The organism is Nonomuraea candida (genome assembly GCF_000725485.1).
GTDB classification, from domain to species: Bacteria; Actinomycetota; Actinomycetes; order Streptosporangiales; family Streptosporangiaceae; genus Nonomuraea; species Nonomuraea candida.
Window position 1 is genome coordinate 357,728 of the sequence record NZ_JOAG01000015.1, and the last position, 13,515, is coordinate 371,242.

Annotated in this window: 9 protein-coding genes; 3 read left to right on the forward strand and 6 right to left on the reverse strand. The window is 72.9% G+C overall.

All coding sequences use genetic code 11. The features are described from left to right. The first annotated feature begins 71 nt into the window (after positions 1–71). Positions 72–6,245 carry a VWD domain-containing protein gene (locus IO39_RS16555; protein ID WP_157548433.1) on the forward strand — a complete coding sequence of 2,058 codons (6,174 nt, stop codon included), beginning with the start codon at positions 72–74 and terminating at the stop codon, positions 6,243–6,245. A 114-nt stretch (positions 6,246–6,359) separates the two neighbouring features. Here IO39_RS16555 and IO39_RS54460 read toward each other — a convergent pair whose 3' ends face one another. Next, entirely contained in the window at positions 6,360–6,581 is a 222-nt protein-coding gene (locus IO39_RS54460) for a type 2 periplasmic-binding domain-containing protein (RefSeq protein ID WP_211267039.1), read from the reverse strand. Between the two features lie 6 nt (positions 6,582–6,587). On the opposite strand from IO39_RS54460, the gene IO39_RS16560 reads away from it, so the two are divergent. Beyond that, the gene (locus IO39_RS16560; protein WP_211267040.1) at positions 6,588–6,743 is read left to right on the forward strand and encodes a hypothetical protein; all 156 of its coding nucleotides are present in this window, start codon (positions 6,588–6,590) and stop codon (positions 6,741–6,743) included. Here IO39_RS16560 and IO39_RS16565 read toward each other — a convergent pair. From IO39_RS16565 to IO39_RS16585, 5 genes are all read right to left on the reverse strand, one after another. Continuing rightward, a complete protein-coding gene (locus tag IO39_RS16565; protein ID WP_157548436.1) occupies positions 6,721–7,230 on the reverse strand; it encodes a S26 family signal peptidase in 510 nt (169 codons plus the stop codon). The genes IO39_RS16560 and IO39_RS16565 overlap by 23 nt on opposite strands. Further along, positions 7,130–9,148, reverse strand: a complete 2,019-nt coding sequence (locus IO39_RS16570) for an ABC transporter ATP-binding protein (RefSeq protein WP_063765288.1) — start codon at positions 9,146–9,148, stop codon at positions 7,130–7,132. The genes IO39_RS16565 and IO39_RS16570 overlap by 101 nt, the downstream gene beginning before the upstream one ends. Next, positions 9,145–9,684 (reverse strand): thioredoxin domain-containing protein, encoded by a 540-nt coding sequence (locus tag IO39_RS54465; RefSeq protein ID WP_043622974.1) that lies wholly within the window; start codon positions 9,682–9,684, stop codon positions 9,145–9,147. The genes IO39_RS16570 and IO39_RS54465 overlap by 4 nt, the downstream gene beginning before the upstream one ends. Positions 9,685–9,722: 38 nt before the next feature. Continuing rightward, positions 9,723–10,274 carry a MauE/DoxX family redox-associated membrane protein gene (locus IO39_RS16580; RefSeq protein WP_052422979.1) on the reverse strand — a complete coding sequence of 184 codons (552 nt, stop codon included), beginning with the start codon at positions 10,272–10,274 and terminating at the stop codon, positions 9,723–9,725. Positions 10,275–10,335: 61 nt separating this feature from the next. After that, positions 10,336–10,539 carry a hypothetical protein gene (locus tag IO39_RS16585; protein ID WP_043622976.1) on the reverse strand — a complete coding sequence of 68 codons (204 nt, stop codon included), beginning with the start codon at positions 10,537–10,539 and terminating at the stop codon, positions 10,336–10,338. Between the two features lie 171 nt (positions 10,540–10,710). On the opposite strand from IO39_RS16585, the gene IO39_RS16590 reads away from it, so the two are divergent. Continuing rightward, on the forward strand, positions 10,711–13,503 hold the full coding sequence (locus IO39_RS16590) for an AfsR/SARP family transcriptional regulator (protein WP_043622979.1): 2,793 nt from the start codon (positions 10,711–10,713) through the stop codon (positions 13,501–13,503). Positions 13,504–13,515: the final 12 nt, after the last annotated feature.

The window sequence follows — 13,515 nt, forward strand, 5'->3', positions numbered from 1 at the left end:
TCTATCGCGCAACGATCTTTTGGGTGTACCGTCCCGCTTCGACTTATGTTCTCTTTATTCGGGGTGAATGCGTGCGGCGTCTTCGTCTGTTCATGGTGGCCGTGCTCGTGGCCGGGTTCCTCGTTCCCGTGCCCGACTTCTTGTTAACCAGGTGGGCGGAGGCGGCCACCGCCTGCTCCCCCAACAGCAGCGACTGGTCCAACGGCCGCAGCGGCCAGAAACGCTGCGTCTTCAACCACATGTACTCCACGCGCCGCCGCATCAACGAGGCGTGCCTGCGCGACCGTCCGGTGCTCGGCACCCACATCTACCAGCAGCCCAACGAGTGCAGCCCGTCCGGCGGCATCGAGGCCATCGGGCAGGCCCGGGCCATCAAGTACCTGAGCGACCAGATCGGCGGCAGCGGCGGGCTCATCAACCCCGAGATCCAGTGGGAGCCGACCCTCAGCGGCGGCAGCGACCGGCCCGACATCGTCTACTACGACCGCGCCGGCAGCAACTGGGGCCAGGTGATCGAGGCCAAGGTCGAGGGCAACCCCGACTACTCCGGCTGGGGCGGGCAGGTCGTCCGGTACGTCGGCGTGCTGACCAATGACGGCGTCAAGAACGTCACCGCCGGCACGGTGCTCAACCGCTGGGGCACCTACGACGACTGGTTCCAGGTCTACAGCAAGAACCCCTCCTGCAAGGTCGACGGCAAGGACGGCTACCAGCTCTCCACGTACCGGGCGCTGTCGCCCGTTCCCGGCCTGCTGCACATCGAGGAGGTGAAGAAGGAACGCAAGTGCGAGGAGAGCAAGCGGCAGCCCCCGCCGGGCAGCCCGCCCGCCGACATTCCCGAGCCGGACGAGAACGACGACGACCGCGACTGGCCGATCCCGCAGGGCCTGCGTCAGCTCCTCGACCGCCTCACCACCCCCAGCAACGACTCCAACGACTCGCGGAACAACGACGTGGCCAAGTACGGCAGCGCCGCGGCGGCCGCGGCCGCGCTGACCGCCTCCGTCATGGTGTTCCTCCGCAGCCCGCAGGGCGCGCTCTTCCTGCGCGCGGCCGGCTTCGCCACCATCGAGATGGCGCTGGCGCTCGGCGTGGGCGCGCTGGTCGTCCTCATCCTGTTGTGGTACTTCTCCGAGCACGGCGGCCTGGTCAAGGGCGAGCCGCACTTCACCACCGTGGACGGCCTGGGCTACGACCTGCAGTCCGTCGGCGAGTTCGTCCTCGCCAGCAGCGACAGGCACGGCCTGGAGATCCACGGCCGGCTCAGCCCCGCCAGCGGCGGCCGGGACGTGTCGGTGATGTTCGACGCCGCGATGGAGGCCGGTGACCACAAGGTCGAGTTCCACGAGGACGACCTCTACATCGACGGCCAGAAGTTCACGCTCGCCCCCGACAAGATCCTCTACCTGGGCAAGGAAGCGTTCGTCCTGCGCAAGGACGGCAAGTGGCTGGTCATGTTCGACGGCCTGGAAGGGCCCGTCCTGTCCTGGAGGCGGGGCGCCGCCGGCCTCTACCTGCCGCCGTCCACCGACAGCGACCTGCAGGGCCTGCTCGGCAACGCCGACGGCGACCCGAAGAACGACCTGAAGCTGCGTGACGGCACCCAGCTGCCCGCCAACGCCACCCCCGCCCAGCTGCACACCGACTACGCCAACTCCTGGCGGCTGGACGACACCGAGTCACTGTTCACCTACGGCCCGGGCGAGAGCACCGCGACCTTCACGAACCTGCAGTTCCCCTCTCGCATCGTCACGATCCACGACCTGACGCCCGAGCAGATGCAGCTCGCGACGGCGCAGTGCGAGGAGAGCGGCGTCGCGCCGGGCGTGCCGTTCAACGACTGCGTCCTGGACATCGCGCTGACCGCGGACACCTCGTTCGCCGCGGCCGCCGCCGAGCAGAAGACGGTGAGCCTCGACCCGGCGGCGCAGGCCGTGGACGCCAACGGCGACCTGACGATCGACTTCGAGGGCACGCTCGGCAAGAACACGCTGCCCTCGCGGGTGTCGGCCGACCCCGCGGTGAGCTCGTTCGCCGGGCCGTTCAGCGGCAGCGACTCCTACCGGTTCTTCGTGCAGTCGTTGCCGCTGCACAAGGCCGGCACGCTCAGCTTCGACCTGCTGGCCCTCGGCGACTGGACGTCCGACACCGACAACGAGACGATCAAGGTCGAGACCGACCGCGACGACCCGCACACGATCACGCCGGGCGAGCTGACGCCCGTCGCCTCCGGGACGCTGGCGAACGGCCTGCCGTGGGCGAAGTACCGCGTCACGGTGCCGATCACGCACAAGAACAGCCAGATCGAGGTCAAGGTCTCGGCCACCGGCACGGCGGGCCTGTCCAACCAGGCGTACGGGCTCGACAACGTGGCGCTCGACCTGGAGGTCACCCCGCCGCAGACGTTCCCGGTCTCGCTGCCGTTCACGGCCTCGGACGGCGTGCCCGGCGAGGGCGCGGGCAACCTGGAGGGCGAGGTCGCCGTCGACGAGTACCGGTTCACGCTGGACCAGCCGGCCTCGGTCTTCGTCAACGCGCAGAAGTGCCCCGGCTCCGGGTTCGGGCTCCGGTGGGAGCTGGCCGACGCCGCGGGCGCGAGCGTCGCCACCTCCTACCTGTGCGGCGCCAAGCGCGTGGACGGGCTCCCCGCCGGCGCCTACCGGCTGCGCGTGTGGCCGTGGAACGACGTGTTCGGCCCCTACAAGCTCAGCGTGAACACGCTGGGGACCGACGTCACCGCCACCGCGGCGATCGGCGGGCCGCAGGTGCCGCTGCAGATCACCGACCCGGGCCAGCGGGGCACCTGGACGTTCACGGGCACCGCAGGCCAGCAGATCTCCGCCGAGCTCGCCGGCGGCACGCTGACCTCGCTCAGCGACGCCACCCTGCAGCTGCGCGGGCCCGACGGGAAGGTGCTGGCGCAGGAGTCCTGCGGCGCGGCCTGCTACGTCGACACCGAGACGCTGCCGGTCACCGGCACATACTCGATGGTGTGGGACCCGAAGGACGCCAAGACCGGCTCGATCGCGCTGCGCCTGCACGCGGTGCCCCCGGCGGTCACCGGGACGGTCGCGATCGGCGCGCCGTCCACGCTGACCACCACCGTCCCGGGACAGAACGCGTCCTGGACGTTCGCCGGCACGGCGGGCCGGCGGGTCGCGTTCGCGGTCAGCGGCCTGGCCGGCACCGCCAGCGCCTCGATCACCAAGCCGGACGGGACCCGGCTGTTCGGCTCCACCCACTGCCCGAAGGCCTGCGCCTTCGACACCACCACGCTGCCCGCGACGGGCACGTACACGCTGCTCGTCGATCCCAGCGACGTGCACACCGGGCCCGTCACGGCCGCCGTGATCGAGGGCGACGTCGTCGGCGCCCTGACCGTCGGCGGCGAGCCGGTGCGGCTGACCACCACGGGGCCCGGCCAGCGGGCGTACTGGACGTTCGCCGGCACGGCGGGCCGGCGGGTCGCGTTCGCGCTGACGGACGGCACGTTCAGCGGCGCGTACGCGTCGCTGCGCAAGCCGGACGGCACGGACCTGGTCCGCTCCACCTGGTGCAGGACGTCGTGCGCGTTCGACACGATCGAGCTGCCGGCCGACGGCACCTACACGCTCGTCCTCGACCCGTCCAACACCGCGGTGGGCTCCATCAGCGCGCAGGTCACCGAGGGCGACGTCACGGGCACGCTCACCGCGGGCGGCGGCCCGGTCAAGCTGACCACGACCGGCCCGGGGCAGGCCGCCACCTGGTCCTTCGCCGGGACGGCGGGCCAGCGGGCCGCGTTCGCGCTGACGGAGGGCACGTTCGGCAGCGCCTACGCCCTGGTGCGCAAGCCGGACGGCACGGAGCTGTTCGACTCCGCCTTCTGCAAGACGTCGTGCGCGTTCGACACGGTGTCGCTGCCGGCGGACGGCACCTACACGGTGGTGCTGGACCCCTCCGGCACGGCGGTGGGCTCCATCTCCGCGCAGGTCACCGTGGGCGACGTCACGGCGGCGCTCACGGCGGGCGGCGCGGCGGTCGAGCTGACCACCAGGGGCCCGGGGCAGAACCCGGCCTGGACCTTCGACGGGACGGCCGGGCAGCGGATCTCGGTCACCTTCTCGGGCGGCACCTTCTCCAGCGCGTACGCCTCCATGCGCAAGCCGGACGGCTCGGTCCTGGTGCCGTCCACGTTCTGCCCGAGCTCCTGCTACTTCGACACGACGGTGCTGCCGGTGGACGGCGCCTACCAGGTGGTGGCCGACCCGGCCGGCATCCAGACCGGCTCGATCTCGGCCCAGCTCAACCTCGTCCCGCCGGACGTGACCGCGCGGATCGCCGTGGGCGGTCCGGCGTCCACGCTGACGACCACCATCCCCGGGCAGCGCGGCCTGTGGACCTTCGCCGGGACGGCGGGGCAGCGGGTGTCGTTCGACTTCACCGGCTCGACGTTCACCTACGCCTCGGACGCCACCGTCAGGGTCAGGAAGCCGGACGGCACCGACCTGATCGCCGACACCAACTGCGGCACGGGGTGCCTGCTGGAGCCGGTCACGCTGCCCGCGACCGGCACGTACCAGGTGGACCTGCGGCCCAAGGGCGCCAAGACGGGCGCGCTGACGCTGCGGGCGTACCTGGTGCACGACGTCACCGCCACGATCGCGGTGGACGGCGCCACCTCGACGCTGACCACCACGACCCCGGGCCAGAACGGCGCCTGGACCTTCACCGGGACCGAGGGTCGCTACGTCAACCTCGCGTTCATGAACGGGACGTTCGCCGGCGCCTCCGACGCCGCGGTCTCGGTGCGCGGCCCGGACGGCGCCGTCCTGCGGGAGGACACCTCCTGCGGCAAGCTGTGCGTGCTGGACCCGATCACGCTGCCCGCGTCCGGCACGTACACGATCCTGTTCGACCCGCGCAAGGCCCTCGCCGGCTCGCTGACCGCGCAGCTCACCGAGGGTGACGTCACCGGGACGATCTCGGTCGGCGGCCCGGCCTCCACGCTGACCACCGTCGGCGCCGGGCAGAAGGCCGTCTGGACGTTCACGGGGACGGCGGGCAGGCAGGTGTCGTACAACTTCACCGGTTCGACGCTCACCGGCACCTACGACGCCTACGTCGCGGTGCGCAAGCCGGACGGCGCCGTCCTGATCGACGACACCGCGTGCGGGAAGAACTGCCTGCTGGACCCGGCCGTGCTGCCGGTCGACGGCGCCTACACGGTCGAGTTCAGGCCGCAGAACGCCAAGACGGGCTCGATCACCCTGCAACTGCACGAGGTCACCCACCTGAGCGCGACCGTCACGCTCGGCGGCCCCGCCTCCACGCTGACCACCACCACTCCGGGCCAGAACGGCACCTGGTCGTTCGCCGGGACGGCCGGGCAGCTCGCGTCGTTCAACCTCACCGGCGCGAGCTTCGCCAGCTCGCTGGACGCCCAGGTGCTGGTGAAGAAGCCGGACGGCACCACGCTGGTGCCGGCCACCTCCTGCGGCAAGAACTGCTTCCTGGAGCCGGTGGCACTGCCCGTGACCGGCACCTACACGGTGGAGTTCACCCCGAAGGACGACAAGACCGGCAAGCTGACCCTGGCGGCGTACGCGGTCACCCACCTGCCCGGCACGGTCACCGTCGGCGGCGCCGCCTCGACGATCACCACGACGGTCCCCGGCCAGAACGGCGCCTGGTCGCTCGCCGGGACGGCGGGGCAGGTGGTGTCGTTCAACCTCACCGACGCGAACTTCACCACCAGCACCGGTGCGCGGGTGTCGGTGAAGAAGCCGGACGGCACCACGCTGGTCTCGGCCACCTACTGCGGCAAGAACTGCTTTCTGGAGCCGGTGGCACTGCCCGTGACCGGCGCCTACGCGGTGGAGTTCGACCCGCAGGACGAGAAGGTCGGCAAGCTGGCCCTCAGGGTGCACGCGGTCCGCGACCTCGCCCCGGCCGCCGTCACCATCGGCGGCACGGCGGTCACGCTGACCACCACGACCCCGGGCCAGAACGGGAGCTGGACCTTCAGCGGCACCGCCGGGCAGCAGGTGACCGTCGCCTTCACCGGCACGAGCTTCACCGGCTCCACCGATGTCCGGGTGGGCCTGCTGAAGCCCGACGGCACGGCGCTGGGCAGCTCGCCCTACTGCGGCCGCAACTGCACCATCGCGGCGACGACGCTGCCCGCCACGGGCACGTACACGATCGTCTTCAACCCGCAGGCCGACAAGGCCGGCTCGCTGACCGCGAAGGTGGCGGTGCCGTGACGAGCTGAGACGCGAAAAGGGCACGGCCGGAACCGCTCCGGCCGTGCCCTTTCCCGCAGCGGCCCGCCAGCCCTCGGCCTGCGGCTCAGCGTGCGGGCTGTCGCAGGCGCGTCTTCACGTCGCCCTCGCCGCCTCCACGGCGGCGGCGACGAAGGAGGCGACCAGGCGGCGGCGGTCGTCCCGCGCCCACGCGACGACAAGCGCGCTGCTGGGGGCACCGGTCACGGGCCGGTAGACGAGGTCGGGGTGCACGGGCCGGACCAGCGAGCGAGGCAGGATCGCGATGGTGCGTCGTTCGCGGCCCGGCACCACATCCGGGTCCCGGGTGACGACCACGCCCCGGTGGCCATCGCCGGCGCCGTCCTGCAGTTGCGTCTGGCCGCCCTCGATGCGCTGAACGCGACCTCCACCATGCCCGGGGCCGCCGACCTCATCAAGCGCCGGCAGGCTCGCCACCCGTACAAGGCGATCCGGGTCAACCACGAGCCGCTGGCCTGAGCGCCTCCGGACGGGGCGGGGCCGCGCGCACGACCACGCCTATGACACGGCCGGCGGCGAGGTAGCCGTAATGCCGAGAATCATGTGAATGCGGGGGATTGTCCCCTTCGACGAGGAGCCGGCGCGGGGGAACGGTGTCGTCGTCCACCGGGAACCGGCCCTCGGGGACACGATCGCCGGGCGCGGCGGCGACGCGCTTGACCGTCCACGGAGCGAGCCGGCCGGGGATCGCCGCCGGAGCGCCGCTCCCCCGCCCGGCCGTCGGAGGCGGGGTGGCCGGCGGAGGTGGGTCGGTGAACACGACACACTCCCCGGCTCTCACGCGGTCGCCGCCGCGCCTGCGCACCAGCAGCCGCTGGCCGTCGCGGAAGGTCGGGCTCATGCTCTCACCCCGGACGGTGACCATCACCCAGCGGCGCCGCAGCCGGAGCGCCGTGAAGGTGAGGAGCCCGGCCGTGGTGATGAGGACGAGGGCCGTCATGGTCATCCGTTCCGTCACCTTCCGCGGTCGTCGGGTGGTCCGGCTCGCGGTCGTAGCCGGCGGCCTGCAAAGCGAACAGGCGGGCGTAGGTGCCGCCGGCGGCGAGAAGGGTCGAATGGTCCCCCCGTTCGGAGATCACCCCGTGTTCCAGGACGGCGATCGCGTCGGCGTCACGGACGGCCCCCAGGCGATGGGAGATGAGCAGGCTCGTCCGTCCGGCGCGCATCGAGCGCAGCCGGGCGTGGATCTCGTGTTCGGCCTCGGCGTCCAGCCCGGCGCTGGGCTCGTCCAGGATCATGAGGTCGCTCTCGCCCCGCAGGAAGGCCCGCGCGAGCGCCAGCCGCTGCCATTGGCCGCCGGACAGGACCACCCCGCTGTGCGGGTCGCCGCCGTGATCGCCGCCGTGGTCGCCGCCGTGATCGTCGCCGTGGTCGCCGCCGTGGTCGCCGACGAACATGCGCGACAGGAGGGTCTCGTAGCCGCGGGGCAGCGCCCGCAACGTCTCGTGGACGCCCGCGCGGCGGGCCGCGGCCTCGATGCGGTCGCGGTCGGCCCGGGCCGTCAGGTCACCGATCGCGATGTTGTCGGCCGCGCTCATGTCGTAGGACACGAAATCCTGGAAGACCACGCCGAGCCGGGACCGCAGCTCGTCGACGGGCACCTCGCGGATGTCCACGCCGTCCCACAGGATGCGGCCCTCGGTGACGTCGTAGAGCCTGCACAGCAGTTTGACCAGGGTGCTCTTGCCGCTTCCGTTGCGGCCGACGAGCGCGACGGAGCTGCCGTGCTCGATGGTCAGGTTCACGCCGCGCAGCACCCAGGGGTGGCTGCCGTCGTAGCGGAACCACACGTCGCGCAGCTCGATGCCACGGCGCAGCGCGGGCAGGGCGCGCGGGCGAGGCGGCGTCGCCAGGTCCGGGCCCGCGTCGGCGATCGCCAGGTAATGCCCGAACAGCAGCAGGTGCTCCTGGCCCGAGGTGACGGCGGCGACCAGCGTGTTGAGGCCCCCTTGCACGCCCGCGGCGGAGGCGACGAACATCGTCACGTCTCCGGCGGTGAAGTGGCCCTGGGCGGCCCTTGAGATCATCCACAGCAGGCCCGCGCCCGACACCGCCGTGGCCAGCAGGGTCAGCATCGCCTGGACGGCGAGCTCGCGCCGGTCGAACCGGCGTTGGCGGGCGTTCGTCGCCCGCGTCTCCCGGCTCATCCTGGCCCGCAGGAAGGCCCCCACGCCGAAGAGCCGGATCTCCTTGGCGGCGTCCACCGTGCTGAGCAGCCCGGCGTAGAACAGCTCGCGGCGCATGGCGGGGCTCGTCCGCCACGACAACGACACCCGTCCGCGCGACAGCCGGCGCTCGGCCAGGAGAGCCGGCACGCCGGCCGCGATCACGCAGGCGGCGTACCAGGGGCTGAGCACCACCAGCGAGCCGATGAACCCGCCTGTCGTCACGACCGCGCGCAGTGCCTGGAACGACGTGTCGATGATCGGAGCGGTTCCCGAGGCGCTCTGCTGCGCCAGCCGCAGCCGGTCCAGCACGGCGGGGTCCTCGAACCTGCCGATGCCCCGGAAGTTCCGTTCCACGGCGGCGAACAGGTCGTCCTTGGCCCGCAGACCCGACCGCCTGCTCAGCTCGGCCAGCAGGTACCGGCCGGCCTGCGGCAGCACCCCGGCCGCGACGCCGAGGACGGCCAGCGCCACCACCGGGCCCGTGAGCGCCTCCGCGGGTCCGGGCCGCGTCAGCCGATCGAGGATCAGCTTCGTCGCCCAGGCCAGCGCCACCGGGCAGGCCGCGCCGGCCAGCGTGACGACCAGGTATCCGGCGAAGGGCAACGGGGCCGACGACCAGATCAAGGACACCATGCGCGCGGCGGCGGCCGACGCCCGCCGGTCGTGCCCGACCGCCGGATCGGTGCGCCGCCTCACGACCGGCTGACCGCGGGGAGCTGCGCGAGGTCCAGGGAGGCCGCCTGCACCTTGCCGCCGGAGACCAGGCAGTAGGCGGGAAAGGCGGACACCCGGAACAGCTCGCGCAACGGTCTGCCCTTGGTCTCGACCACGACCCGCGCCACCGGGTCGAGCAGCGCGGCGAGGCCGGACACGTCCGACACCTGACCGTCCAGCACGGCGATGACGCGCTCGCGGTCGTGCTCCCGCGCCCATGCGACGAGTTCCGGCAGGCGCTCGCGGCACGTCTTGCACTCGGGGGCCAGGAACGCCACCAGCGTCCCGTCGAGCAGCCGGTTGCCGGAGAGCGACCGGCCGTCGGTGGTGGGCACGAGGAAGGGGCCGATCTCGTGCCCGGGGCCGGGGAGGGACGCGCCGAGGTCCCAGGCTTCCGCCGGCGGGCCGGCGCCGATGCCGCCGCGCCGGCGCAGGCGCCTGATGAGGCCGAAGGTGAGAAACAGGTTCAGCAGGCACAGCAGACCCACCGCGACGGTGGAAGCGGCGAGGACAGCCACGGGTCGTCTCCTCGTCAGAGAATCAGGAACCGGAAAGATCAGGAAAGGGAATCCGCGCCGGACGTGAAGAGCTCGAGGATGTCGTCGAGCCGGCTCGTCACCATCGCCGCCACGGCCGCCACGGCGACGGTGACCGCGAACCCCGCCGCCTCGCCTCCCGGCCGGTCCGGCACGACGATCCCGGCGACCGCGACCGTGAGGATCACCGCGTCGCGCACCACGTGCCACCTGCTCAGCGGCACGGCCGAGCCGCCGAAGCAGTGGCACAACGCTCGCACGCCCCGGTGAAGAGCGAGCGTCGTCGCAGCGCCGAAGACGGCCAGCAGCACGGCGGACAGGGCGAGGCCGAGCGGCCACCATGACGGCAGGAGGACGAGCACGCACACCGCCGCCTCCACCGCGAGCACGCCGAGGGCGGCGGCCCACAACCCGCGCCGGCCCAGGCGCAGCCGGGGCGCCGCGGCCGCGATCAACGATCGGGTCGCGCGCACGAACTCTTCGAGCTCCCGGCGGTTGCGCGCCTTGCCGAGCACGGCCAGGGCGAACACCACCGCGACGAAACAGCGGGAGCCGAGTGACAGGTACGTCATCGTGTCGCCTCCTTGCCGGCGGCGTCGCCGGTGAGAGAACCGGGCGACGCCGCCGGGATCATCAGCAGTAGCCGGAGACGTAGCAATTGGTGCAGGCGTTGCCGCGGTCGGTGTCGTACCTCATCACCAGCCTGACGTAACCCCCGTGGGAGTCGCTCCAGATGCAGCCGCAGTTCCGCCAGCCGCCGCAGGCGGCGCTGACGTTCTCCTGCGGGAGCAGCCGCGCCAGCAGACGCTCCTGGAACCGGCTGAGCGTTTTCATCATGTGCTTCCTCCACTGGGTGTGATCTGGCACTGCTCGCCCGACACCGTGACCCGGTTGTCGTTGGGACCAGCATGAGCCGCGGAGGTTGGACGATTGTTGTAAGGCCGTTGAATCAGCCGGCCGCCTGGGATATCCGGTACGTCGGAGAGCCGCGACGGCGAGGGGGAGCACATGGCGGTGGAGTTACGGGTACTGGGCGAGATCGAGGCCGCCGTCGGCGGTGTCCTCGTGCCGCTGGGGCCGGCCCGGCAGCGATGCGTGCTGGCGGTGCTGCTGGCCGACGCCAACCGCCCGGTGCACACCGACCGGCTGGTGGAGCGGGTGTGGGGAGAGCACCCGCCGCGCACCGCTCGTGCCACGCTGCGCAGCTACGTGTCACGCTTACGCGCCGCCCTGGCCGGCGCGGGCGAGGAGGTGCTGGCGCAGCGGGCGGGTGGCTATGTCCTCGTCGTGGACGAGGAGGCGACGGACGTGCACCGGTTCCGCCGCCTGGTGAGACAGGCACGCGCCACCGAGGGCGAGCAGAGCCTGGCGGTGTGGGAGCAGGCCTGGGCGCTGTGGCGCGGCGAGCCGTTCGCCGGGCTGGACAGCCCCTGGCTGGCCGAGACCCGCGCCCTGTGGGAGCGGGAGCGGTTCGCCGCGCAGCTCGACTACTTCGACGTCGCGCTCGCCTGCGGCCGGCACGCCGAGATCTCCGGGGGCCTGTCGGCGCTGAGCGCCGATCATCCGCTGGACGAGCGGGTGGCCGGTCAGCTGATGCTGGCGTTGTACCGCGGCGGTCATCAGGCCCAGGCCCTGGAGCACTACCAGCGCGTACGCGGACGTCTGGTCGAGGAGCTGGGCATCGACCCGGGCCCCTCGCTGCGCCGGCTGCACCAGCAGATCCTGACCGGCGATCCGGCTCTGTCCGCTTCGCCGGCCGCGGTGGCGGCGGCGGTGGGGGCGCCCGCGCGGCCGGTGGCGGTGCCGCGCCAGCTGCCGGCCGCGCCCGGCGCGTTCGTCGGCCGGGAGCGGGAACTGAGCCGGCTGACCACGGCGCTGCGGGCCGGCGCCGGCGCCACGGTGGTCATCTCCGCGATCGGCGGCGCCGGCGGGATCGGCAAGACCTGGCTCGCCCTCCACTGGGCGCACCGGCACCTGGAGCGCTTCGGCGACGGGCAGTTACACGTCAACCTGCGCGGTTTCGACCCCTCCGCCCAGCCCGTGCCGCCGGCGGCGGCCCTGCGGGGCTTTCTGGACGCGCTCGGCGTGGACCCGCAGGCGATCCCGGCCGACGCCGAGGGCCGGGCGGCGTTGTACCGCAGCATGGTCGCCGGCAAACGGCTGCTCATCGTCCTGGACAACGCCCGCGACAGCGACCAGGTGCTGCCGCTCCTGCCCGGCAGCCCCACCTGCACGGTCCTGATCACCAGCCGCAACGCGCTCACCGCCCTGGTCGCCGGCCACGGCGCGCGGCCCGTGGCGCTGGACGTCCTCGACCTCGACCAATCCCGGCGGCTGCTGTCCGGCAGGCTCGGCCGCGCGCGGATCGACGCCGAGCCGCGCGCGGCCGAGGACCTGGTGCGCCATTGCGCCGGCCTGCCGCTGGCCCTGGGCATCGTGGCGGCCCGCGCCGCCGCGTCCCCCGCTCTGCCGCTCGCCGCGCTGGCCGGGGAGCTGCGCGAGGCCGCGGACCGGCTGGACGCCCTGGATCTCGGCGAGCCGGCCGCGAACCTGCGGGCGGTGCTGTCCTGCTCCTTCGCCGCCCTGCCCGCCGAAGTCGCCGGCGTGTTCACCCGTCTGGGCCTGGCCGTGGGAGCGGACGCCGGCCTCGCGGCCGTCGCCGCCCTCACCGCCCTGCCCGTCCGGCGCGTACGGCTGCTGCTGCGCCGGCTGGAGAGCGACCACCTGGTCCAGCAGCACCTGCCCGGCCGCTACCGGATGCATGACCTGATCCGCATCTACGCCGCCGAGCACGCCCGGAGCCTGCCCGAGCAGGAACGGCGGGCGGCGACGCGGCGGCTGGTCGACTTCTACCTGCGCACCGCCCACGCCGCCGAGCGCGTCCTGAACTCCAGCCGCCCGCCCATCGAGCTCGGCCCTGCGGTCCCCGGCGCTCACCCGGACCCGCCCGCCGACGAACCGGCCGCGCTGGCCTGGTTCGAGGCGGAGCGCTCCAACCTGCTGGCCGTCCAGCGGCTGGCGATCGAGCAGGGCCGGCACGTCGAGGTATGGCAACTGGCCTGGTCGCTGACCTCCTTCGACTACCGGCGCGGCCACCTGTACGACCATCTCACGATGTGGCAGGCCGGGCTGGCCGCCACCGAGGAGCTGGGCGACCGGGCCGCGCAGGCCCTGGCCCACCGGCTCCTCGGACCGGCCTACGCCCGGGCGGAGCAGTACGCCGAGGCCGCGGCCCACCTCAAGCAGGCCCTCGCCCTGGCCGAGCGCGCCGGAGACCTCACCGGCCAGGTGTCCATCCATCACAACCTCGCCTGGGTCTGGGAGGCGGAGGGCGACGACGAGCAGGCGGTGGAGTCCGTCCGGCGCGCCCTGCGGCTGTCGCCGGCCCTCGGCAACCCGGTGCTGGAGGCCCAGCTGCTCAACTCCCTGGGGTGGCTGCTGGCCAAACGGGGAGAGCACGCCGAGGCGCGTCGCCATGGCGAGAAGGCGCTGGGGCTGTTGCGCCGCCACCACCACCCGACCGCCGAGGCGGCCACGCTGACCACGCTGGGGTGGATCGCCCGCCTCACGGGGCGGCATGAGCAGGCGATGGCCCACTACCGGCGGGCTCTGGCGATCTGCCATGAGTACGGTGACGCCTACGAGGAGCCGAGGGTGCTGGAGCACATGGGCGAGGTTCATCACGCGCTCGGCGACCTCTCCCGGGCCCGCCACGCCTTCGAGCAGGCCCTCGAACGGTATGAGGCGCAGCGGCGCGACGCGGAGGCCGAGCGCGCGCTCCGGAGGCTGGCCGCGCTGTGACCGGTCACCGGC